The following is a 24,758-nucleotide window of genomic DNA, read 5'->3' on the forward strand; positions in this document are numbered from 1 at the left end:
CCCCTTGTCTGTTACCGGAGTCATAAAATCGACGGAAAGACCATTTTTATGGGTCTTATGAGGCCTAAATCGACCACCGCTTTCGAAGCCCGTTTCAGCGTATTTATAGACTTTAGTAGGCTGCTCTGTTTCTAAGTCCCGATACGCTGAAACGATTACATCCCTAACTGCAGAGTGAACATATGTTCGCCCTGCCCACCTTGCCAAAGTACTATAAGCAATATAGTTATTTCCTTCTGCAGGCAGCTTTACACCATTTAATAAACGGCCACTAGAGGTTGTTCCAAAGCATGTACTCACTTCGGCCCAAGCAAAGAAAGGAAACAAACACGCAAGAGCAAAGATATATTTCATGGTAATGACTATTAATAAAAAGTGTGCTTAGACTAAAAAACCCCAAATACGTTTATAGCCAGCGCAACTATTTCGGCTTTTCTTCACGGGCTAGCTGCGCCATAAACGTATCAAATCGCCGCTGCCTCGTTTCGGATTTCTTTGCGCTAGTTAAACCTAAAGCAATAACATAGCGCTGGGTTTTAGTCAGAGTTTCAAAAAATTGTTTAAGCCTAGGCTGCCCTTCTAATGCCATTAAGAAATCTTCCGGCACAAGTATGTCACTGGCTGAATAAGCACGCTGCCAACGGCCATCTCCCTGAGCAGCGCGAACGTGTACAAGCCCCACCTCCATCATGCGCCCCTCTGTCATTAAGCGCTCAGCATGATCTCTATTCCTTTTTGACCAATTACTTCTCGCTTTTCGCGGGCTAATACGCTGTAGATAAGCTTGCCCATCAATGGATTTTTTAATGCCGTCTATCCAACCCCAGCGCAGCGCTTCAACAACAATATCGTCCCACGTCACACTGGCAAGCCCCGAACCTTTTTTAAAAACCTTAATCCAAAGTTCAGACTCACTAGCATGATTTACTTTAAGCCACTGAGCCAATTCTTTGGCTGAACAAAAGGGCATCACTTTGGCAGGATCTGGTTCCGGCATAATAAGAGACTCCTAAGCTTAAGCTGCTTTTATATACGGGGTTGAAAAGAGCAGCCCCCTTGAAAGAGGCCGACCATCCGAGCACCCAATAAGTTTAATGACAATAAAGGCTATTTTTCTCATATCGGACGAAGCAGGGAAGAATTTTTAACACGCTTTCAACCAGAAAATCTATGCTCATATTCTGAGGCACAGCAGCACTCTACTCGCCCCCCAAAACTTAACTATCAAATCGCATGTGACACTTTTTCTTTTTAGCGCATTTTGTCCTGATCAGGTAACTCAGGGTATTCAAGCACCTCTATAATCTTACTTAATTTAGCCTCAACCCAACGCTTATTGACAGCGCCCCAATCAGTCAGCTGATAACAGCCATTCTTAGTAGCACCGACAAATTCCACCTGTATTTCCAACTCATGCAAAGCAGTAATCGTATCTTGCGCGGTTCGTTTAGGCATACCCGTCGTATCAATAATCGCAGGCACAGTACTAATGCCAGAATCGATTAAGTAAGCCACGTAGATACGACGAAAGAAACTGGTTTTGGTTTTACTGGGTTTATGACTCATTATGTAAGCATCCTAAGAGCATCACAGACTTTCACTTTTCTTACTTAAGGCCTTAATAAGCGAAGAATAAAGAGCTAAGACGGCTCTGTTAACAACCTTGCGGCTTCCCCGCATACAAAGACCTTAGCACCTCATAGGCCTCTCTAATCTCCAGAAACCGTTGCTCGCTGCCACCTAGGTCAGGGTGATTAAGTTGAGCGAGGCGACGATAGGCCTGCCGTATCTCGCCCCACGAACTCTCTGGCTTGCAGCCTAAAACAGCCAATGCCTCAGTGCGCTGATCAACGTTATTAAAATATGACCAGAATTGATCTAACAGCTCTTCGACACCCTCTTTGCTAATTTGCTCAAAGTGGCTCCAATCACCGTAATATTCCTTCAGAAGCAAGTCGTTTTTATGAGCCACCGCCTGCCCTTCCCTCTTAATTAAGGGGTATAAACGAATATCTAAGGGATTAAGATCGAGATACAAGGCATCTTTTTGATAAAAACTGCCTTGCAATTGAAACAAGGCATTCATGATCAAAAAGTTAGTTTTAAATAGGCGAGTCTCCTCCGGCTCATCGACAAAGAAGTTCGAAAGAGGCTCTTTTAGCAACTCAACAATGCCCGTTATTTTCACCGGTGTCGCTAACTCGCGTAAGGCCTGAAGAACAGAAGGAACTAAAGGATTATGCATTAAATAAGTATAACTTGAGAGACAAGGTAGAAGGGATATTATTTAACACAGTTAAAGAGCAGATATCCAAACTTGTTTCCCTAAAGGTCTCAGCGGGTAAACGCAGCGAGCCCTGCACAGATAAAAAGATAAAACCACAATCATCTAGCCATTGATAGCGGTACGCCATGCATTAGAACTGCATAATAAAGAAGTAGAGTGAAGGCCATTCCAAAACAATCTCAAGCAGTGCGCGTAAAGAAAACACCAGTAATACTCCTATCAACCTTAGCCAAGACTCCAAGCGTTCAGGCTAGCACCAATTGGGGCAAGTTTTATCTTGCCCCAATTCCCCTCCGGCTATGTAAATATGCGGTACAACCATAGATAATAGCCCGCCCTCATTGTCACAAACCAAGTGCACGCCCTACTCTTTTCTACACAGGTCTATACTTGGCAGAAATAGCGTTCAAACAAGTAGCACTTACTCTATCGCATATAAACACAAGGTATTGAGAATGTTGCCTTTTACGATGGCAAATCATAAAGCTAGAACCCGCTTATTTGCTGTTATCAGCCACCTATTTCTTAGCCTAGTGCTTCTAAAGTGCTCAAACGCTTTAAGCGCAGAAAAAATCATCATGGGTTACATACATCTTAAGCCGTTTCAATACCAATCCTCAGTTGATAAACGCGCCAAAGGTGCCGGCATAGCTTATTTTGAGCGCATAGCTGAGGAGATGGGCTACGAAGTAGAGTGGGTTGGCCCACTGCCATTGCCTAGGCTGCTTGAATATATACGTAAAGGTGAAAATACAACAAGCAGGCCGCTTGATGGTACAGCTATGATATTTGATACCCCAAAGTGGAGGCAAATTTATCACTTATCAGAGCAGCCATATTATCAAGTACAATCTTCGCTCTTTGTTCACAAAGACTCCCCTCTGACCAAAATCCAGTCTGGAGACGACATAAAAGGCCTAACAATAGGCTCCCACTGTGGCGCACCACCCACCCAATTTATACAAAACAACAAACACCTATTTAAGAGTGATTGCCTGGCAGGCTCCAAGAGGATGGAGCGAAGCATACAAAAGCTGTTGATGGGTAGAGTCGACGCCTACTATGGCCTCAACGATGTTGATCTGCATTATTACGCATCACAAATGGGGGTAGCGGATCAAATTCGAACCCTGCATTTACCCGAAGCACCTCGAGAAATATACGTAGGTTTCTCTAAGCAATCACCTAAAGCTAAAAAATTGATTCAGCAATACAACCAAGCTGCGGACAAGTTGCAGCTCGACTTCCAAAGGTTCCTAACAAGAGAATTCACTGAGATCACAGCAAGCAAATAGCCAATAAAGTAAGCCTCTTAATGCTCATATACTACTTATACAAACGGCCAAGCTTCAGTTAAATAGCAACCAAAGACTAGGCCGGTTTTTAGAAAGGTAAAATTAAGCTGGCAACCTATGTTCTGTAAGTTAAGAGTAAGTTGCAAGAGATGGCATTAATTCAAACCCGGTATCCTCCGCACCTTCCAAATCCATTACCGCAAAAAACCTATGGCAAACTTCAGATTCCATTTCCCTTGCCATTACATCTTTTGCGTCTTCAGCACTACGAAACTGCACGATATCAAGGTAGCTCCCATCGTCTTTACGCACAAGCTCGCGTCTGAGCACGCCCGCTTCATGGGCAACAAAGTCATTTTGAAATACATCGGACGCTGCTAATAAGTCGGGTTCTGTTTTACCTTTGGCTAATTTGATTGGTGCTAGTACTGTAACTGGTTTCATCGTATATCCTAATAGTATTGAATTAACTAGGTTGATCTATCTTGGCTAGACAGCATCAACAACGGCATAATATGAATAACTATGCCATTTAGTGACATATTAATAATATGAAACGAAGCTCGACCACATCTCGTATTGAACGATTAGACATTCTAACTGCCAGATTAAAATCAGATGGCCCCACCACGATTGGGGGCTTAGCGAAAGAAGTAGGAGTTAGCGTACGAACACTTAACCGAGATATTCAGCTACTAAAAGACCAAGGTCTGCCGATCGAAACGGATGCCGGGCGTGGTGGTGGCGTGCGTCTAGATCGGCACTGGGGAGTGGGTCGAATCAACCTAAACTATTCAGAGGCTGTTGACCTATTAATTAGTTTAGCCGTTGCAGAGCAAATGAACTCGGCAATTTTTATGGCGCATCTTACGTCTGTTCGTCATAAGCTAATGGCATCATTTTCCCCTACGATGAAACATAAAGTAAGCAGCTTAAAAGCACGCATACTGATTAGCGGTTCTGCATCTCAGTTTATGCTCGAAGAGTTTACTTCACCGAAAAAAAACATAGTTGAAAATATCCACCAAGCATTTTTAATGCACACTCCAATAGAGATTAACTACCAGACCTTAAACGGGGATAGAACCAAGCGCATTATTGAGCCTCATTACCTACTACTCAGCTACCCCATTTGGTATGTCATTGCCTGGGATCATTTACGTAATGCAGCACGAACCTTTCGCTGCGACAGAGTTAAGCACGTTAAGCTTGTAAATGATGTATTCACGCCTCGGCCAATTAGTGATTTCAAATCGTCATTGGACGGTGTATCGGCTATATAGGCTTTAACATAATCGGTTTCGCCCCAAACAGGCCTCCTGTTCACGTATTGTTGCCTACTCTTATGTACCAACTAGATAACGCTTTTTAAAACCTTGATCGTCACCCCTAACTACCCACTCGCGGCTTTAACAAGGCTTCACGATACTGATATAAAAAACCCAAAATAAAGATAAGCACGCAACCTAGCCCTGCGCCTATTAATAACCACGGCATAGGGGTTTTGGTGCTTGGCTCCTGCTGCTCTAGCTTCTGGCCCTGTACTTTTTCAGCAGCTTCTGTAGCTTTTATTTGGTCCGTCACTTGCGCTGCAAGTTCGGGCGCAGGTAAGCTAAGGTTTAAGCCAAAACCTTTAGATTGTTCGCCAATGTAGTCACGCAGTTTATTGTTATCGACCACTAAGTCGTAGTTATTAACTAAATACTCGTAGCGCTTTATTAGGATTTCTAAAGTTTGGGCATCTGCCTGCCAATATTCTTTGCGGCTGGCCTCTAACATTCTCTCAATAATGGCGGCTTGAGCTTTAGGGTCGACTTCTTCAAACCATTCATTTAATCCCTGCTCTAAACTATCTTCTACGTAGACTTCAAACAAGCTTTGCCACTGGTCTTCACGCACTAGGTTTGGGTCCATGACTTGCCAACCAAAAAAGTTACTAATGTTACTGGCCATGGTAACGGCGCCGCTATAACCTTCTTTTTTCATTTCCGCGACCCAGCGTTCATGTAAATTACGGCTGCGTAACTCTTTGGCTAAAAAGGTTGCTGCGTTTTCCATTTTAGGGCGCTGGGCATCACGCAAGTTGCCAATAAACATCTCGGGTGATACGCCATCGATATTACGAATAGCAAGTGCTAAACCACCAAAATATTGGAAAGGGTCATCAGATGAAAGCATGCCATACACATTGGATGAACGAGAGAACATAGCAATATCGGTGCCCGATAAGTTTTGTGCATATAGGTCTACGTTTTCTGGCGCACTCTGCCCCCAACGGTTGACATCGGCACCATAGACATACCCCATACGAGACAAATATAAGTCGGCCAGTTTGCTATCACCGCCCCATGTGTCAGATGCAATGGTCGACTCACCTAAGCCCGAACCATAATTACCAGATTCATTAGAAAAAATGCGCACAGAAGAAAGGTAAACGGCTTCATCTTCTTCTAAACCCTGCGCTATTAATGCGGCTTGGGTTGCTTGGCTGTGCTGCCAAATCGAGTTGCCCTCTTCTTTTAATTGGCTTAACTCTTCTATTGCTTTGGCCATCCATTGCATTACGTTGGGAAAGGCGTCGCGGTACAAGCCTGTTGCCGATAACACCACATCTACCCGTGGGCGTTTTAATTCTGATGCAGGTATAATTTCTGTACCGATCACACGCCCATCTTGACGCCACTTGGGGCGTACTCCCATGGCATACAGTGCTTGAGACTCTAATACACCGTAGTGGCGCATGGTTTCCATCGACCACAAAGAAAAGGCCAGCTTAGCCGGGTAACGACCATGCTTTTGGTAATAATCATTAATAACACCTTCGGTTAATTCTTTACCTTGTTGCCACGCGGCTTTGGTCGGCACACGTGATGGATCAAAACCATAGAGATTGTAACCGGTCGGTAGTGACTCTGGATGACGAATTGGGTCTCCACCAGTTTTAACAGGAATGTATTTTCCTGCAAGTGTATTAATTAAATACTGCTGTTCACGGATGGCTTGAAAGTTTGCATAGAATTCACGCCCTTTTTCCAAGTATTCTCGCAGGGGCTGCTCTAATTCATCAAGCGGTTGAGCTTCCAGCACATAGTGTTTAACCAGCTGGTAACCAACGCTATGCTCTAGCTCTATACCTTTTTCAATATCATGATGGACGTTGCTAGTAACTTGCTCTTCTTGGTGATGATGGCTGTGCTCATGTCTATCGGCACGCTCATGGCTGTGCTCATGATCATTACCCAGCTCGTGCTCATACTCCGCGGCCAAACTGTAAAAATCAGAACCCAACATTTGCACTAAAGTCGCGATTAATAGCTCTTGTTCGGGTAATTCACCAAAAGTATGTAGTCCTAAGGGTTGGTTCTGTACAGCAAGCTCTTCTAAGTAGCTATGCAGCTCTTCTAAAAATAAAGGATAGTCGGCATAAATAGCCTCCTCTTGCCAACCCATATCGCTGCAAATATTCTGCTCTTGGCAGCTTTCTACAATGAGCTTAGCGGTTTTTATTTTAACACCACCTTCATCTAAGGATTTATATTGATGCATTAATTCATGCATATCGGCGATACCGCCGTGCAAGCCTGCTGCAGCAAAAGGAGGTGTCATGTGGGCAATAACGGTGGCGCTACCACGGCGCTTTGTCTGCATGGCTTCGCCTACGTCATCAACAATAAAGGGATAGATAACTGGGGTATCCCAAGTGGCTAAGTTACTTTGGTCGTACAGAGATAAACCACGCTCTTTACCCGGTAAATATTCATGCGATCCGTGGGTACCTAAATGCACAATTGCATCACTGCCCCAGAACTTACGAGTATAATAATAAGCCGCTAAATAATAGTGGTTCATCGGCACCGTAGCTTTGTGGTAATAACGCTTATCGTCTTCTTCATTTTCTGCACGCGGTGGTTGGCGCATCACCAACATATTACCATTGCGAATACGCGGTATCACAAAATAAGAAGTGCCATCGCGCTCCACCACCATAAAGTTGTCTTTAGCTTGACCCCAGAAGTTATTAATGGGTTCTTTTACATGCGCAGGTAAAGTATCAAACCAGATTAAGTATTCACTCACTGGCATTAATTCGGCAAGGTCATCGTCTATTAAAGAGTCCAGCTCATAACTGCGATAAAAAGGGCTTAATATACGGTCAATTTTGTCTGTAAAGTAATCGGCCTCGACTTTGTTAACACCATAACCGTTGTTATTAAGGTTTTCCGAAATAGAACGTAAACTTTCTGGCACATTTAAGAACGAAGCACCTACATCCCTATCCCCCCAAACCATTACTGCCAGTTGTTTCTTCTTATTGCTTTTGTATTTTAAGTTCAGGATGTTTTTACTTGATCTCACCAAATGCTCTAGCTGGTAGTCAATTACTTCAATTCGGCCTGTGGTTTTATCGGTTGCTGCAACAATAATCGGATTCACCACACCAGTCGATTCAGGTAAAGCTAATTGGAAGGGAGTTGAACCTGGCGCAATACCCTGAGAACTTTTCTCCCAGTGCTGCTGATTACCGCCATAATACGTTAGTGCTTGAATAACAGGTATTGCTATGGATTCAAATTCAGATTTACGCTTACTGGCCCAATGTATAGAGCGAAAATTTACGATAAGATCAGCATAGACATCTCCATCTTTACGTAATAAGTCACGGTAATCTTTTGCACGAGGGCTTAATTCAAAGTAAAAAGGCAGCACCTTAAGGCCTTGATCTTCAAAGCGAGCAATAGCTTGATCTATTAACTCCGTCGCTTCTGATTCAATCGCCGCACGCTGAAACAATAAAGCCACACGACCTTTTGTAAGCGAGTCGATCTTGGCCTGATTATTACGATATTTCTGCTCCCAACTTAAATAAGACTCTAAGTTCGTAAAGACTTGCTGAGCCTTAGGGTGATAAATACCCATTGCAGGAAGAACAATAGGCTCGGCAATAGTGGTATTAAGACCGTGAATAACATCGGCGTGCATATATCTGGCAAGATTGGCCATATTCTCTGCGCCACCATTATCAAAATAGGCGTTCATGCGCAGGCCCTGCTCGAGGCTAACCTTGCTTTTCAGCTTAGGGTTGTCTAACCACGAGATCGCAACCGATGCTGCGCTTAAGCCTTGTGCCTTACTCGTATTCTGTAAAACAGGTTCAAACTTTTCGAAGCTAGCTTTTGAGTCCCGCTTGCTAACCCCAGAAAACACAATCAGGTCAGCGGCCTTAAAAGCAACCAAGGCATCTTCCTTGTTATCTAGTTCATGAGCAGAGCGTGAGCGAATCATCACACCTTGCTTTTGGGCTTGCTCTTTTAACAAAGCCATTTTAGCTTTATTACTATGAGAGCCGCTAACAAATAGCACATTACTCGTTTCAGCCAATAAAAGGCTACTAGCTAATAGACACAGCAAGCCTACTAGCGTTTGTTTTACACACGTCATGGTATTCACTATTATTGTGATTGTTTATCTTCAGGAACATAAACAATGGAGCCATCGCCCATACGATAAGCAACACCAGCTTTAACCCCCTCACCATTACCAATTTCGCCACTACTTTTATAACTTTCTATGGTCTCACCGTTTTTGATAATCAGCTCCATGTCTTCTTGGCCAGGGTTTTTAATCACCGTGACATTTTCGTCAAGGAATGGATTCATCGGGTTTTGAGCAATAGCAATAAGCAAGGCTGCAACCAATACCAAAAATACATCCACAAGGTTCACTACCGACAGTGCAGGGTTAATTGCTTCATCTTCATCAAGCAGCTTCACTTAAGTTTGCTCCTTGCGTGTCATTTTTTTGGGGATCATTGCTTTGTGATTCAGCAGCCGATACACGCGCCAATGCGATTAATTCTGTAGCTAACCAACGCTTTTTTACACTGGCGATCCAAAAGGTAATAGAGGCTATCACTAAGCCAAAAATAACCGCCGAGAAGGCTACAATTAAATTTTCACTAATACCCTGAACATTGCCGTTGGCTAACGACTTAAGTGCGGGCCCCATCGGCACCATAGTCGCAATTAGCCCTAACATAGGAGCGATACGGCTAACAGTACGCACGGTCTCTAACTCTTCAAAGGCTGCTACGTCTAGCTCGTCTTTTGTGCTGCTAGGCTGGGCTTTAAGAAAGGTAAACAATGGATAACCGCGAATAGGCCTTAGGGTGTTCAGATTATTTGTGTCTATACAGTTTTTAAATGCGGAGCGGCTTTGTCGGCGCTGATAAGCTTGAGCAGCAAAACCACCCATAGCAAACAAGCTATAAACAAACAACAAACATAACAGTATAAGTACCGGCGCCATAAAAAAATCGGACATCTGGTACATTAATTCTTCTAAATTACGGATCATTTTCTTACCAATTATTAACTAGACACTAGGGAGTAAGACCAACATTGACTTGCTGCATAAGATCAAGACCTAGCAGCAATAAAGTGCAATACACAAGGGCATACTTAAAACCAATAACGCTATTTATCTTTAATTACACTTTGATTCTGCCGGCGTCGACTGCCTTTTTGCAGCCGTCTTTTCTTTATCGTGCGCATACAAAATCCCTCTTCTTATGTGCGTGATTGAAATCGTAAAACTAATAAGTTAAAGCAAAGACAACATCAAAAAAGGTCATTGGCTTTGCTTGTAACAAGCTCCTATAAGATATTGACTCTCTTATTCAGAAGCAGGTAGCTCGATATAACGAAAGCTGTAGGTACCGGAATTGCCTTCAGCATCGTAATACGCTGTAATTTGAAACTTGTAGTTCGCGGCATCAGTTTTAACGATATAGGTTGCAAAGTTAGACCAAAGAAGATGGCCGTCATTAACGCCATAGTTACCCCAACCATAAGGTGCGTTAGCATCGCCCTGAGTTGCGTAAGCACTGGTGATCTCAATATTGGGCAACCAAGTCATAAAGCCAATATTGGCTGTAGGGATACCTTCTACATCGGCATAACTTGGGTCATTTGTGGCAGTACGATCGTCTGCAATATTAATGTCAAAATTAAGCAAGTTATCACTACAAGGAATACTTATGTCCCAGCCATCATCTGCTGTAACTGTCATACCCAGGTGCAAATCAACATATACGGCGCTATCACATGCACTAGCATTAACATCAATGTCAAATGCATCGTCAAACATCTCTACGTCACTAGCCTGTAATTGAACCGAGAAACGAATGGAGTCCATACCCATGCTATTTTGCACAAGCTCGCTTACACTAAATCGCGCAAGACCAGCATCTGAACGAACTAAAAAGAAACTTTCTGCATCGGCACTGACGGTATGCGTCGATACATCATAGCTGTACCAAGAACTAATAACCGCTTCGGCACTATCGGTAGAAAACTCATCGTCAGCAGGGATAGTAGGGTCTAAAGCCAAGAACGCATCCAACTCTGTTTCTGCTGTGGCATTGTTAAAACGCTCCACAACAGGCTTGCCTTCTGCGTCATAAAAATCTCCCGTATTAGCCGTAAAATAAATACTAACTGGCGTATCAGCAAAGCGATTTAAGTAAACTTTGGTACGGTTAAAAGCAATATCCCAATCGGCATTTGTTTCTGCCTCTTCTTCGCTAAGCTCAACGATACTGGCACTATCTAGGTCGTAATACACTGTTTTAGGTAAAGATCGAGTGCCTGTATCAATATCACTGACCTCAAATAACTCAGCATTTGGGCTAGGGCTAGCTTCAGGGCTAGGGCTCGTCTCAACGACCGGTTTATGTTCATCTGAGTCGCCACCACAAGCTGACATAAATGCCGCCAAGGCAAAAGCTGAAGAAATCTTGCTAAGTAAATTCATAGTATTCTCCTGATAATATTTTTTAATAAGCATTAAATTATTTAAAAGAGTTATTTAAGTAAGTATTCAATTGTTGCTGACACATATCGCCCTGCTTCAGGGCGAGGATCGAACTCTTGACCGTGCTTAAACTTATAGGCTCGATGTTCGTTGGTGAGGTTATCTAAGCCGAGCTGCCAACGGAATCCTGCAGCAATATCTTGAGCAAGGCTTAAATTAAAGGTCGTATAACCATTATTTACAGCTACCAAACTAGGGTCGTGAGCTTCATCGGCTTGATACACAGCATAAAGAAGCAACTCCAAACCAGTTTTAGTCAGCTTGGTTTTATAATTGGCTTTTACTTGGTGGTAAGGGCGGCTTTCTAAACGCTGCTCCGTTATGGCATCACGTGCATCAAGGTAGTTATAACTGAGCCGATAACTACTACTGCCCTTGCTATAAGCTACATCGGCATCCACGCCAGAGATTCGTGTTTTAGCAAAATTCTGGTATTGATAGACATCTAAGTTCATTTCTTCACTCAGCTCCGGAGAATAAACCGTATCAATAAAGTTACGGGCATCTGAGTAGTGAGTAGAGAGCGTAGTTGTCAGTGTCGCGCTATTATCTAGCTCTTGATTAAGTTCAATCTCGGTATTAAATGATACGGATTCTTCCGGAACAAGATCTTCATTACCGATAATGATGTAACCTAAATTACTGTGATCAAATAAATAATATTGCTCTTTAATGTTCGGAACACGATAGCCTTCGCCCAAACTTGTTCGCCATACAAAGCGGGTGTCTTCGCTTAGATCTTGATCAAACTTTACATTACCGCGCAATGCGGTGTGAGCCCCATAGCCTTCGTCATTTTGTATACGACCACCGACGACCCACTCCCACTTCTCACTCGCTTGCCAATCGGCTTGTAAAAAGGCTTCAACACCGCCTTGCTCTTCATCATCCACCTCGGGTGTGGCTTCACCCAGCTTTATTTGTGAAAGACCGTCTTGGTAATAGTGCAAACCACTTAACCACTCAACAGCATCTAGCTGCCATGCGTATTGTGCATCTAGCTCAACTAGAGAGATGTCAGCCTGTCGTAAAGAACCACGCTGACCGCTTATTTCATCGTGCTGTATGGCTTGGGCTTTAAGCTCTACTTGATCAAAGTCAGCAATAAAGCTATGAGCGTTTTTTTCTACATCCGATGTATAATAATTATCAGACCCACCTGGAAAAGCGCCCGTCACTCGGTATTTTGACTCTTGAAAATCTTGATATTTGTACGCTGCACTGAGAAGGTCACTGTTATAACTTAATTTTGCACTAGCAATGGTCTTATCTTGATCAGCACCAAGTTGGCTATTGTCAGTTAAGTCCGGGTCAAAAGCCGGCGCCTCAATACTCTGATAAACCGCATCTAGGGCCCACGCTTTATAATTTATGGTGGCACCAACGCGTGTTTGAGAATCGAAATCATCAATTTCATTATCGGTATAACGAGCAAAGGTTTGCGCTAGGAAAAACTGATTTTGTTTGTTTTTCTTTGTGATGATATTAATCACACCACCAATAGCCTCACTACCATATAAAGCCGATGCAGCACCACGTACAACTTCAATACGTTCGATATCTAAAGATGAAATTTGAGCAAAATCGACTGACGACCCAGTGGGCGCCAATAATCGTTGCCCATCAACCAAGACCAACACACGATCACCATCAAAACCGCGCATTAAAATATTGAACCCTTCCTTTTCGGAACGCTGCATATAAACACCTGGAATGTACTGCAAAGCCTGTTCAAGAGTACCGGTGCTACTTACAGCCTGAATATCTGAACCAGAAATAACTTCAACAGAAACAGGGGATTCACTTAACAGTTTTTCGGTACGCGTACCGGTAATCACCACCTCTTCAAGCTGATCCAGGTCTTTTTTAACACGCTCTTCTGTGCCTGCTGAAGACTCAGCCGCTACCTCTAAAGCACTTAACAATATACAAGTAGACAGAGCCCAAGCCCCACCATCCCTTAGTTTCAAGCCAAACAAAATCGTTATCCCGCAAGCTAAATAAGCTAAACGCCGCAACCTATAATGTTGCTTTACGCGTCAATTTCATTTGCAAATGCTAACTGTTCTCATTACTATTAGCAACAGCATTGTTGATTAAGACTTAAAAGAGACATCACATGAAAAAGCTAACTACCCTACTTGCCTTAAGCCTGACTAGCTCGTTTGCCTTTGCTGGCGCAGATTGCCCAGAAGCAGAGCCAGACACATGGCTTAGTAAATTGGATATGCAAAAAAAGATCGTTAATGACTACGGCTTTAGCATTAAACGATTCTTAATAGATGGGAACTGCTACGAGATTTACGGCTGGGAAACCGATAGTGAAAGCAAAGAGGAAAAACGTATCGAAGTTTATTTCAACCCAGTTAACGGCGATATCGTTAAGAAAAAGAGTAAATAGCACCCATCAATACTCGCAGTGACAGCCAACAATGTTAGACACTAAAACAACACCGACACATGACTTGTTTGTACGCCTGTGCCACTGGTTTATTGCCTTATTGTTTGTTGCTGCTTTTTTTATTGTTGATGGCGGCGACCTAAGCCACGAGTTAGTTGGCTACGCCATAGCAGCCTTGGTGTTGTTTCGCCTGCTATGGGGACTGCTTGGCCCCCCATCCGCTCGCTTAAGTTTGTTAGTTTTCAAACTTAAAGACCTACGTTCGCAGCTATCTCGACTCTACACAAAGCCATTAGCTCCAAGGCTGGCTCACACAAGACCTGCTCAGGCAAATCAAGCTCATGACACTTCAGCTCTTGCCAGCTTGATGAAGTTAAACCTTTGGTTGCTTTTATTACTATGCGCTTTAAGTGGCTGGGCCCAAGAGACAGAACGTTTCTGGGGAGAAGCCTGGCTACAAAAAAGCCACGAGTTACTTGCCGAAACTCTATTTGCCTTTATCGCAGTGCATATCACTGCGGTGCTGTTTATTCAGTTTAAACATCAGCCCACATTAATCGCCTCTATGCTTTTTTCTAACAAAGTAAAAGAAACACGACACACGGAAAAATAAGCAAGGTTAAGCCAAAAACGAAAAACACCAAGCCAAGATCAAACACCGGCTATATAAGCTATTAACCCTCAGATTGATAACTATGAAATTGATACCTAGATTATTATTTATACTCACGCTTCTTAGCTTGCAAAGCTGGAGCAGCATCACCACAGCGGCAGCCACGGAGCTAAAAAAGCCGAGTGACCAGTACCGTGTTAATGTTTTACTCGTGAGCCTGGGGCACAGCAATTCATTACGCAGCCAAATGCTAAGTCAGGCAGCTCAAACCGCCAACCTAGGTTTTGCTGTTCAGGGTAGCCGAGGCTTAACTGAACAAGACTGGGCTCAACTGGCAACAGACTGGGACCTAATTCTGCTTGATGGTATGGATGCCAGCAACAGCCAAAAAGTATTTGCACCAGCCCTGGCCATTTTTAAAAACACTCAGGCTAAGACGATTGCCTTAAGAGAGCTGCCTCAAGCACCTTCGCAACTGGGGGTAACACGCGAACAGGCCAAGAACATAAGTGCTTATTATACTAACGGAGGCCAAACAAACTTTGACAATTTGATGGCTTATACAGCGGCTAGCCTATTCAGCTTACACAAGCAAAAGGTAGAACCACCTTTTATTCTACCAAAAATTGGGTTTTACCATCCTCGCCTTCCCAAGCTAGTCAGCGAAGATAGCCAAGCGGTGCAACAGTGGCTGCAACAGCAAACAACATCAACACATTCGCAAGCAACTGTCGCTGTCGGTATCCACCGCTCCACAATCGAACTAGAAGACACCCAAGTAGTTGATACCTTATTAAACAGCATTGAACAACAAGGAGCTTCAGCCATTGCTTTTTATTACGAAGGAGTGGATGAGCGTCAGACCTATACCGAACTGCTGCAAAATGAAAATAAAACTTGGGTAGACCTCGTTATCAACTATCGCGTTATTCACTATATTGATAAACGTTTACAAGAGTTTAGCCAACTAAACGTGCCAGTCATTCAAGCCATTAACTATTTTGGTGGTGATAAACAACAGTTCCTCGATGACCATGCAGGCGTTGCAGCGACCATGACCCCGTTCTTTTTAGTCATGCCTGAATCCAGCGGTGTGATCGACCCTGTGATTCTTGCGGCCAATGGTAAAGATGGCCATAAAGAAGCAATTAAAGAACAATTACACGCTCTGGCAGAAAGAGCCGTGAATCATGCTCGTTTAAAGCACATTAAAAATAACGATAAAAAGCTAGCGTTAATGATGTGGAACTACCCTCCGGGTGAAAAAAACATCGGCGCTGCATTCTTAAATGTACCGGTTTCTTTAGAACGCATCGTAGAGGCTCTGGCTAACAATAACTATCAGGTCGAACCACAAAAACAGCAGTGGTATATAGACAGTGCAGGCAAGCTATTACGCCCCATGTACCGAGCCGAAGATGCCTCACCTCTTGTTGAAGAGGGTCTTGCTGATTTTCTCCCCCTATCCACCTACCAAGCTTGGTTTAAACAATTACCCAGCTCGATACAAACCGCTATTGTTGAACGTTGGGGCGAAGCCAAAGACAGCGGCATGCTAGTTAAAAACGAGGGGCAACTCGCCTTTGTTATTCCACGCATGCAAAGTGGCAATTTAATTATGCTGCCGCAGCCCGGTCGTGGTGACGGCCCCGAAGAGCAAGCAGAGCTTTATCACAGTACCACCACAGCAATAAATCACTTCTATCTGGCAGCTTACCTTTACGTTAAAGAAACATGGGGCGCCGATGCAATTTTGCACCTAGGCACCCACGGTTCTCAAGAATGGTTACCCGGTAAAGAACGCGGTTTATGGGCTTACGATGCCAGTAATTTAGCCGTGGGCAATATCCCCGTCATTTACCCCTATATTATCGACAACGTCGGTGAAGCAATGCAGGCCAAACGCCGCGGTCGCGCTACCATGATCAGCCATTTAACACCGGGCTTTGCCGAGGCTGGCGTCTACCGTGAACTGGCCGAGCTACAAATATTATTAGCCGATTATATGCAGCTAGATGAAGGCGGAGTTAAAGAGGCGAGCCGAGACCAAGCACTAAAACTTGCCAAAGAGCATAAGATATTTTCTGATTTAGGCCTTACTCAGGAGCAAGTTCTAAACGACTTTGACAACTTAGTTCCCCAACTGCAAGACTACCTTCAAAGCTTGGCCTCACAAAGCCAACCTTTGGGCCTACACAGCTTTGGTGAAGTACCCAGCGATGCTCACCTATTCACCACTATTAGCCAAATGCTAGGCGATGACTTTAAAAGCAAAGCCGCTGAAGCAGAACAAAAACAAGGCTGGGCACTGGCAGACAGTGAAAAAATGGATGATAACGGCGCTATTAAGCTTGCCGCCCTGCCCGGTTATCAAAGCCTTAAACACTATCTACAAGATGCTCATATTGCCGATACAAGCTTACAAGCAGAGCTCGCTCTCGCACGCGAATATTATGATAACTTTCAAGCCACACAGGAAATGCCTAATTTATTGCGTGCATTAAACGGTGAATTTATTGAACCTGGCCACGGCAACGACCCTATCCGCAACCCCAAAGCCGTGCCCACAGGTAAAAACCTTATTGGCTTTGACCCTGCGCGTGTTCCAACAAAAGCCGCTTATGAGGTGGGCTCTAAACTGGCTGAAGAGAATATCGCCGACTATTACAAACGCCACGGTAAGTACCCAGACAAATTAGCTTTCTCACTTTGGTCTTTAGAGACCATGCGCCATCACGGTGTCCTCGAGGCACAAATATTACGAACATTGGGCTTAAGACCTAAATGGGATGCTTCAGGCCAAGTTCGCGGCACTGAGATTATTCCTTACAGTGAATTAAAGCGCCCACGTGTGGATGTAGCCATTACGGTAACAGGGCTTTACCGCGACGCGTTTCCAAATGTGATGTTGTGGATGGCTAAAGCGATTGACCAAGTTGCACAATTAAAAGAAGAAGCCAACTCGGTGTATAAAAATACCTTAGCGCTAAAAGCCTCTCTGGCCGAGCAAGGCTTGCCAAAAGAAGATATCGACTACCTTTCAAGTGTTCGTATTTTCTCTAATGAAAGCGGCAACTACGGTACCGGTTTAGCCGGGGCGAGCTTAGCCTCTGATAGCTGGGAAGAAGACAGTAAGTTGGCCGATCTTTATATGCGGCGCATGGGTTTTGGTTTTGGTAAAGATGCAAAACGCTGGAGTGAAAATGTTGCCGAAACAGGTTTATATCAGCACGTACTCTCTGGTACCGACGCTGTCATTTTTTCTCGCTCAAGTAATCTTTACGCCTTATTGACTAATGATGACCCCTTCCAATATTTTGGAGGTATTGCTTTGGCGGTGCGTGAGCTTGATGGCGCCACACCCGAGATGTTTGTTTCTAACTTACGTAAAGCAGGCAGTGAAAAAAGTGAGACTATGGAACGATTTTTATCAAAAGAATTGCGTGCACGCTACTTTCACCCACGCTGGATAGAACAAATGCAAAACGAAGGTTATGCCGGTGCAACAGCCATTTTAGATCGCATGAATAACTTTTGGGGCTGGGAGGTCATGGCTCCCGAATACGTTCACGATGAACAATGGCAGCAGTTTTTTGAAGTCTATGTCGAAGACAGCTACGACATGGAGATCAACGAATGGTTTGAGCAGGTACACCCCACCGCGCAAGCACAGCTGCTTGAGCGTATGTTAGAAGCCGTTCGTAAAGACTACTGGCAAGCAGATGCAGAAACCTTACAGAAAATGACGGAGCGCTATATTGAGCTGGCCAATAAATACGATGTTTTTACTGATAATAAAAGTTTTAAAGACTACGTAAACAACAGTGCCGCAGGTTTTGGTTTAGATATGCTTCAAGTAGCAGCTAATCAAGCACAAAGCCAAGCCAAAGAAAACACCAATAACACCCAACAAGTTCAAGGTCAAAAGCTTGAAAAAATAGAGAAGCAAGAAAACAATACAAACGAGCACAACTGGCTAATGGTCTCTGCCTTTGGCTTCTGCTTATTGACGATATTATTGGGTGGCGTTCGACAGTATTACCCACGTAGATAAAGCGCTGTCTAAGTAGAAAGACATCACCTTATTAGATGAATAAAGGAAACTAAACGCTCAATTAATATGACAACAAGGTAAACCGCAGCTATGGATGGGTGCGGTCTGCTTTAATTATCTATGCTCTTAGCAACAACAAGGGCTATTTACGCCCCAAATAACGACGCTTAAATTGCTTGAACCTGTATCTTAGTGACTTAGCATGAAACGTAAACTTGTCGTAATGAACTCGTTTTTCCTGCGAATGGGTTTTATGCTCGGCTAAACAGTTAAGAATCGATTCGATACGGTTAACATAGGTATGCTTCTCTTTAACGATGTTCATCAGTTCAATAACATCGTCTACCTTTCGATCAGACGTTAACCAAGACTTAGCTTTGTCGACCATCACCGCCAAGTTCGACTCATAAATACTTTTCTCATCTAGAAGCTGATGAATCGAACAAAATAACAGTAATACAAAGCCTAACCTAAGTCCCTTTAGGCTTGCCTCCATAGCTTGTATACAGGCCCTATCGATGCTTCGAAATAACTTATCTACAAGCCCGAATTAACTTTTTTGTTACTCAACAAAGCAAATAAACAGCGTTAATAACAACAACGCTGCACTCAATTTTTACTGGCCACATAGGAACGCCAGCCCTTAAAACTCGTAATGTCTTGCCCTATGTCTTTTGAACGCCCTTCGGCAATAAACCCTGGGTACCAAAGGCCGTCCTCAAGCTCTACACGCCCGATACCTAAAGGCGCTGCAATGCCTAAAACAAAACTGCCAAAGCGACTAATGGGTAAACGCCATAGCTCTACCGGTATAGCTACGCCGTTATTCTCTTCGCGTATCATAGCTGGCCGCTCTACCTCACCGGCTACGCTGTACATTCGATAGTGTGCTGCACTTTTGGTGGTCTTAACTAAATAGGCTCCGCGTTCGATTAATTGCTTATTTAAAGGCATGCCTGATAAGTGCGCGCCACAGACAACCACATCCATCCAGCCTTCAGAAGGGGCTTTCTTAGAAGTCGCTTCCGCTGCTTTCCAGCCTGTGGCCCCCAAAGGTAATTTAAGCGTTTGTTCAAGCAAATGCGCAATGCTCAGGAGCTTTTTATCGCTAAATGCAAAGCCAACTAGACTAATGCCAAACGGCAAGCCACTGGGCTTAAACCCGGTTGGAACAGCAAGAGCAGCATAATCTAATAAATTCATATAATTGGTGTAATAACCAAGTTGACTATTCAACTCAATAGGATTTTTCTGAACGTCATCAATGGTGAAATGACGGCCCGCTGTTGGGGTCACCATAAAATCGACTTGAGCCATAATCTTATCGGCTATTTTTTTCAATGCTTGCAACTTATAAGCAGCAGAAAAGGCATCTACCGCTAATTTGTCTTTACCACCTGTGATAATGTTGCGAGTCACCTCTAAAAAAGCCTCTGGTTGACTATCTAAAAGCGCTTTTGTTGCTGCATAGCGCTCTGCCACCCAAGGCCCCTCGTACAACAATATCGCAGCATCCAGAAAGGGCTCAAAATCAATTTCAACCGCTTCGCCACCTAAATCTGTTAAGGCTGTTAAGGCTTGGCTAAACGCTTGCTCAGATTCAGAACAGCCAAAGAACTGTAATTGTTCGGCCTTGGGTACAGCAAAACTAAAATGACTTTTTCCAGCATTTACAAAAGGCGTTTCCCAGCCTGTATTTTCAGCAGGATTAGCACGGCTATAACAGTCGCGCTCATCGTAGCGGGCAGCCACATCAAAAACGCTATTGGCATCGTCAATGGTCGTTGCAAAAATACTTACACAATCAAGGCTGCGACAAGCGGGAACCACTCCTTGGGTCGATAACAAGCCTTTGCTTGGTTTAAGGCCGACCAAATTATTAAACGCTGCGGGCACACGCCCCGATCCTGCGGTATCGGTCCCAAGTGAAAAGCTCACCACACCTTTAGCAACAGCAACAGCGGAACCCGAACTAGAGCCACCAGAAAGATACTCAGATTTAAAGGCGTTAGCTGTAGCACCATAGGGTGAGCGGGTGCCCACCAAGCCGGTGGCAAACTGATCTAGATTGGTTTTACCAATAGGTATTGCGCCTGCATCTACCAAAACTTGCACAACCGCGGCATTTTGTTCTGGCATATAAGCAAACTCGGCACAAGCTGCGGTGGTTTCTACACCGGCCACGTCGATATTATCTTTAACCGCAAAAGGAATACCCCATAAGGGGCATGCATTAATATCTAAGGTCTCTAGCTGGTTTAGATAGGTATCGACTTGCTGCTCAGTAAACAAGCTAATCCACACATTATCCTGTTGTAATAAAGCGGCTTTCTCTAATAGTTCAGAAAATAACTGTTTGGGGCTTAGCGTTTTATTTAAATATTGCTGACGTAGATGGGTAATAGTTAAGTTTTGGTACATGCTAACCTCGATCTTGATTACGATTATTGGCCCTAGTAAGCTTGGGCCCATGTCGTTATATTTTTCTCACCCGTGTTCAGTCTTTAACAGTCAAAACCATGAGTGCCTGCCCAGCATTAATTTGCTGCCCTGGTTTGACCAATAATTGGCTAACCGTTCCGGCCTCTAAGCTGGGAATCTCAAGTTCCATTTTCATCGATTCCAAAACCATTAAGACACCACTGGCATCAAAGCTGTCGCCTTCTTTCACTAGAATTTGCCATACACTTCCCGCTGCAGGGCTTTCAAGTAAGAACTCCTTATCCGCTAAAACTAGGTCCGTACTTTGATCTGCAGCATCAACTTCTTGCTCATAGGTAAATTGACCAGTGCTTTTCCAGTGCTCAAGTTCCTGCTGAAACGCCTGTTGCCGAGTCTGGGTAAACGTTTCGATTTGCTCTGCCTTTTTATCCAATAAAGCTTGGTAGGCCTGCATATTCAACTTTGTTTTTTCGATCTTGAGTGAATAACGTCCGTTGGGAAAATCTCGACGTATTTGTTGCAAGTGCTCATTGCTAACGGGATAAAAACGAATCTGATCAAAGAAGCGCAATAACCAAGGTTTTTCAAACTCTTGCGTTTTTTGGTAGCGATTCCACATCTGTAACGTTCGGCCAACAAACTGATAACCGCCAGGGCCCTCCATGCCATACACACACATATAGGCCCCACCAATGCCAACCGAGTTCTCGGCCGTCCATGTTCTTGCAGGGTTGTATTTAGTGGTGACCAAGCGGTGGCTTGGATCCATTGGCGTTGCGACAGGTGCGCCGAGATAAACATCGCCTAAACCCATCACTAAATAGCTTGCATCAAAAACAATCTTTTGCACTTCATCAACGCTACTCAAACCATTAATGCGACGGATAAAATCAATATTTGAAGGAGCCCACGGTGCATTGGGTCGTACTGATTGTGAGTATTTGTTAATGGCCTCCTGACAGGCTGGGTCATCCCAACTTAAAGGTAAATAAACGATGCGTGAATCAAACTCCATATCGTTTACATCAAGTAAGTTGTTTTCCAAGCGCTGTAATAAGCTAAGTAAATCTTGTTGGGATAACAGTTTTGAATCGTAGTGAATTTGCAGGGAACGAATACCGGGGGTTAACTCTTCGATACCTGTTAATTGATGGCTAGCAACATGCTGCTTAAGCGCTTCTAATAGAGCTTGAGAACGAAAACGAAGCTTTAAATCCAGTTCTTGCTCACCATATTCAACCAATAAAAAGCGATCGCCTTGAGGGCGATAAACCACATCAAACTCAGCCTTTGTTGTCGCCAAAACTAAGGGCTTGGCTAACAGCTCACTCACGGACTGCGCCGAGGGTGATGGCGCAGGCGCTAAGTCGTTTATATTTTTTCGGGTGTTAAGGGCAGATAAAAAATCTTGCCGATAATACGCCTGCTCAACAGCCTGAGATTGCTCAAGTGGCACAAAGCTTATGGTATCCCCTGCTTTAAGCTGGCCCAGCTTCCACAAATCCGCATCAATAACGGTTATTGGACAAACAAAGCCTCCTAAGCTCGGACCATCCGGCCCCAATATCACTGGCATATCACCGGTAAAATCAACGGCACCAAATGCATAGGCATTGTCGTGAATATTAGACGGGTGCAAGCCGGCTTCACCACCATCACTGCGCGCCCACTCGGGTTTAGGGCCATTTAAACGAATACCGGTGCGACTAGAGTTGTAATGCACCTCCCACTCGACATCAAACAGTTGCCGAATGTCATTAGTAGTAAAAAAGTCTGGCGCACCATGAGGGCCATATATTACTTGCAGCTGCCAGTGATGACTTAATCGCGGTTGATGCTCTGGGGCAAGTTCCGCTAAGTTAATGGCCATATCTTGGCTATCGGCCACCTGCAACATGTCACCTGCACGTAAAGCGCGGCCACAGTGGCCACCAAATTGGCCTAAGGTAAACGTACTGCGACTGTCCAAATACTCAGGGCAATCAATGCCGCCTTGCACACATAGGTAAGCTCGCGCTCCAGCTCCAGTCAACTTCGCTACAGCTAAGACTTGCCCCGCTTGAATGGTTAACACCTGATAAAAGCATACCGGCTTATTATCTAAGCTGGCGCTCATAGAAGCACCAACCAATACCACCTTGCACATTTGATGGAATTTAAGCACCGCACCTTGAATGGTGAATTCTAAACCAGCATGCAAAGGGTCGTTACCCAGCATGCGGTTACCAATATCAAAAGCGAAATTGTCAAAGGCACCCGAAGGGGGAATGCCCACGTGCCAATAACCTGAACGCGCAGGGTGATCTTGCACACTGGTCATCGTGCCCGGAGATAGAACCTCGATTAAGTTCTCATTGTGTGCCAATGTCTCTAAGCTTTTAGTGCTGGCTTGCCCGGCTTTGAATAAGGACCAATTTAAAATATTTTTAAGGTAATTTAAATTCGTGCGAATGCCATAAACAATACTGTTATCTAAGGCGCTATTTATAGCGCTTATTGCTTGTTCACGTGTCTGCTGATGCACAATGATTTTGGCGAGCATGGGATCAAAAAATGGCGATACTTCAATACCTGCCTGCACCCATGTATCAACACGAAGAGGCCCTGCCTGCTCGCCCTTAATACCATGCGGTGTCTTAGGGAATTCAACTTGAGTTAATAAACCCGCCGAAGGCTGGAAGTTTTTTACAGGGTCTTCTGCGTAGACTCGAACCTGAATAGCATGCCCTTGGGGCCTTAATACTCGCAACTCATTTAAATCCAAACCAGGCTGCTTGGCAGTTGCTAACATCCACTTAACAAGATCTACATTAAAGACCTCTTCGGTAACACCGTGCTCTACCTGTAAACGAGTATTTACCTCTAAAAAGTAAAACTGCTCTTGCTCAAAGTCGTAAATATATTCCACTGTTCCAGCAGTTAGATAATTGACTGAACTCATCAATTGCTCTGCCGTAGTGTGCATATGCTCACGTACATGCTGTGGCAAGTTCGGCGCTGGCGTTTCCTCTACGACTTTTTGATTTCGGCGCTGGCAAGAACAATCCCGCTCACCAAGAGCGACAACCTCACCGGCACCATTCCCTATAACCTGAACCTCGATATGACGGGCTCGGGCAATAAACTTTTCCAAAAAAACACCATCGTTAGAAAAGTTTTGTTCACCTAGGTGTTTTACTTTGCCAAAAGCACTACTGAGCTCTTGTGCACTTAAGCAAACTTGCATACCAATACCACCGCCACCTGCGGTGCTTTTTAGCATAACAGGATAACCAATAAGATCCGCTGCGGCCAAAGCCTGCTCAACGTCGAGCAATAAGTCTGTGCCAGGCACTAGCGGCACACCTGCTTGTTCAGCCAGTTCTCGTGCTCGATGTTTTAAACCAAAGGCCAACATCTGCTCTGCCGATGGCCCTACAAAAGTTACGTTATTGGCTGCTAACAATGCAGAAAAATCTGGATTCTCACTCAAAAAACCATAACCGGGATGAACAGCATCAACTTCGGCTTGCTGAATAATGGCGAGTAATTTCTCTTGATTTAGATAGGTATCTTTAGCGGCACCTTCACCCAAGCTAAACGCCTGATCTGCTTGCGAGACATGCAATGAGTCACGATCTGCTTCAGCATATACAGCAACCGACTCTATACCCAGTTGCTTTAAGGTGCGAATAATACGACAAGCAATAGCACCACGATTGGCGATCAATACTTTGTTGAACATGATAAACCTTCACATTCAGGCGGGTCGTCCCGCGTCAATTTTTTCGGAGTTAGTCGTCTAACTCGGACAG

At 44.2% G+C, this 24,758-nt stretch carries 17 protein-coding genes; 5 read left to right on the top strand and 12 right to left on the bottom strand.

From position 1 onward, the window contains the following. Window positions 1–421 precede the first annotated feature (421 nt). The 3 genes from AB1S55_RS17255 to AB1S55_RS17265 all read right to left on the bottom strand — a co-directional run bounded on the left by AB1S55_RS17255 (window position 422) and on the right by AB1S55_RS17265 (window position 2,245). Entirely contained in the window at window positions 422–997 is a 576-nt protein-coding gene (locus AB1S55_RS17255) for a YdeI family protein (protein WP_370979426.1), read from the bottom strand. Between the two features lie 254 nt (window positions 998–1,251). Then, window positions 1,252–1,566 (bottom strand): helix-turn-helix domain-containing protein, encoded by a 315-nt coding sequence (locus AB1S55_RS17260; RefSeq protein ID WP_370979427.1) that lies wholly within the window; start codon window positions 1,564–1,566, stop codon window positions 1,252–1,254. An 88-nt stretch (window positions 1,567–1,654) separates the two neighbouring features. Next, window positions 1,655–2,245, bottom strand: a complete 591-nt coding sequence (locus AB1S55_RS17265) for a DNA-J related domain-containing protein (RefSeq protein ID WP_370979428.1) — start codon at window positions 2,243–2,245, stop codon at window positions 1,655–1,657. Between the two features lie 497 nt (window positions 2,246–2,742). Between AB1S55_RS17265 and AB1S55_RS17270 the strand changes: the two genes are divergently transcribed. After that, window positions 2,743–3,582 (top strand): substrate-binding periplasmic protein, encoded by an 840-nt coding sequence (locus AB1S55_RS17270; RefSeq protein WP_370979429.1) that lies wholly within the window; start codon window positions 2,743–2,745, stop codon window positions 3,580–3,582. Window positions 3,583–3,711: 129 nt separating this feature from the next. Here AB1S55_RS17270 and AB1S55_RS17275 read toward each other — a convergent pair whose 3' ends face one another. After that, a complete protein-coding gene (locus tag AB1S55_RS17275) occupies window positions 3,712–4,026 on the bottom strand; it encodes a hypothetical protein (RefSeq protein ID WP_370979430.1) in 315 nt (104 codons plus the stop codon). A 107-nt stretch (window positions 4,027–4,133) separates the two neighbouring features. On the opposite strand from AB1S55_RS17275, the gene AB1S55_RS17280 reads away from it, so the two are divergent. Next, on the top strand, window positions 4,134–4,865 hold the full coding sequence (locus tag AB1S55_RS17280; RefSeq protein WP_370979431.1) for a helix-turn-helix transcriptional regulator: 732 nt from the start codon (window positions 4,134–4,136) through the stop codon (window positions 4,863–4,865). Window positions 4,866–4,971: 106 nt separating this feature from the next. Here the strand turns inward: AB1S55_RS17280 and AB1S55_RS17285 are convergent, their stop codons facing one another. The 5 genes from AB1S55_RS17285 to AB1S55_RS17305 form a co-directional block, all read right to left on the bottom strand. Next, entirely contained in the window at window positions 4,972–9,021 is a 4,050-nt protein-coding gene (locus tag AB1S55_RS17285) for a cobaltochelatase subunit CobN (protein WP_370979432.1), read from the bottom strand. A gap of 11 nt (window positions 9,022–9,032) precedes the next feature. Next, entirely contained in the window at window positions 9,033–9,353 is a 321-nt protein-coding gene (locus AB1S55_RS17290) for a DUF2149 domain-containing protein (RefSeq protein WP_370979433.1), read from the bottom strand. After that, window positions 9,340–9,936, bottom strand: a complete 597-nt coding sequence (locus AB1S55_RS17295) for a MotA/TolQ/ExbB proton channel family protein (protein WP_370979434.1) — start codon at window positions 9,934–9,936, stop codon at window positions 9,340–9,342. Before AB1S55_RS17295 ends, AB1S55_RS17290 begins: the two co-directional genes overlap by 14 nt. 318 nt (window positions 9,937–10,254) lie before the next feature. After that, on the bottom strand, window positions 10,255–11,394 hold the full coding sequence (locus AB1S55_RS17300; protein ID WP_370979435.1) for an HmuY family protein: 1,140 nt from the start codon (window positions 11,392–11,394) through the stop codon (window positions 10,255–10,257). Window positions 11,395–11,444: 50 nt separating this feature from the next. Continuing rightward, window positions 11,445–13,433: a TonB-dependent receptor plug domain-containing protein gene (locus AB1S55_RS17305; RefSeq protein ID WP_370979436.1), complete on the bottom strand. Its 1,989-nt coding sequence runs from the start codon at window positions 13,431–13,433 to the stop codon at window positions 11,445–11,447. A gap of 140 nt (window positions 13,434–13,573) precedes the next feature. Between AB1S55_RS17305 and AB1S55_RS17310 the strand changes: the two genes are divergently transcribed. The 3 genes from AB1S55_RS17310 (at window position 13,574) to cobN (ending at window position 18,522) form a co-directional block, all read left to right on the top strand. Then, window positions 13,574–13,855: a PepSY domain-containing protein gene (locus AB1S55_RS17310; protein WP_370979437.1), complete on the top strand. Its 282-nt coding sequence runs from the start codon at window positions 13,574–13,576 to the stop codon at window positions 13,853–13,855. A 31-nt stretch (window positions 13,856–13,886) separates the two neighbouring features. After that, a complete protein-coding gene (locus tag AB1S55_RS17315) occupies window positions 13,887–14,468 on the top strand; it encodes a cytochrome b/b6 domain-containing protein (RefSeq protein ID WP_370979438.1) in 582 nt (193 codons plus the stop codon). A gap of 82 nt (window positions 14,469–14,550) precedes the next feature. Then, the gene (gene cobN / locus AB1S55_RS17320; RefSeq protein ID WP_370979439.1) at window positions 14,551–18,522 is read left to right on the top strand and encodes a cobaltochelatase subunit CobN; all 3,972 of its coding nucleotides are present in this window, start codon (window positions 14,551–14,553) and stop codon (window positions 18,520–18,522) included. A gap of 142 nt (window positions 18,523–18,664) precedes the next feature. Here the strand turns inward: cobN and AB1S55_RS17325 are convergent, their stop codons facing one another. The 3 genes from AB1S55_RS17325 to uca all read right to left on the bottom strand — a co-directional run bounded on the left by AB1S55_RS17325 (window position 18,665) and on the right by uca (window position 24,688). Next, entirely contained in the window at window positions 18,665–19,018 is a 354-nt protein-coding gene (locus tag AB1S55_RS17325; RefSeq protein ID WP_370979440.1) for a hypothetical protein, read from the bottom strand. Window positions 19,019–19,131: 113 nt separating this feature from the next. Continuing rightward, entirely contained in the window at window positions 19,132–20,943 is a 1,812-nt protein-coding gene (gene atzF, locus AB1S55_RS17330) for an allophanate hydrolase (RefSeq protein WP_370979441.1), read from the bottom strand. Window positions 20,944–21,019: 76 nt separating this feature from the next. Beyond that, window positions 21,020–24,688 (bottom strand): urea carboxylase, encoded by a 3,669-nt coding sequence (gene uca, locus AB1S55_RS17335; protein WP_370979442.1) that lies wholly within the window; start codon window positions 24,686–24,688, stop codon window positions 21,020–21,022. Window positions 24,689–24,758: the final 70 nt, after the last annotated feature.

The sequence above is a fragment of the Agaribacterium sp. ZY112 genome (assembly GCF_041346925.1).
Classification (GTDB): Bacteria; Pseudomonadota; Gammaproteobacteria; order Pseudomonadales; family Cellvibrionaceae; genus Agaribacterium.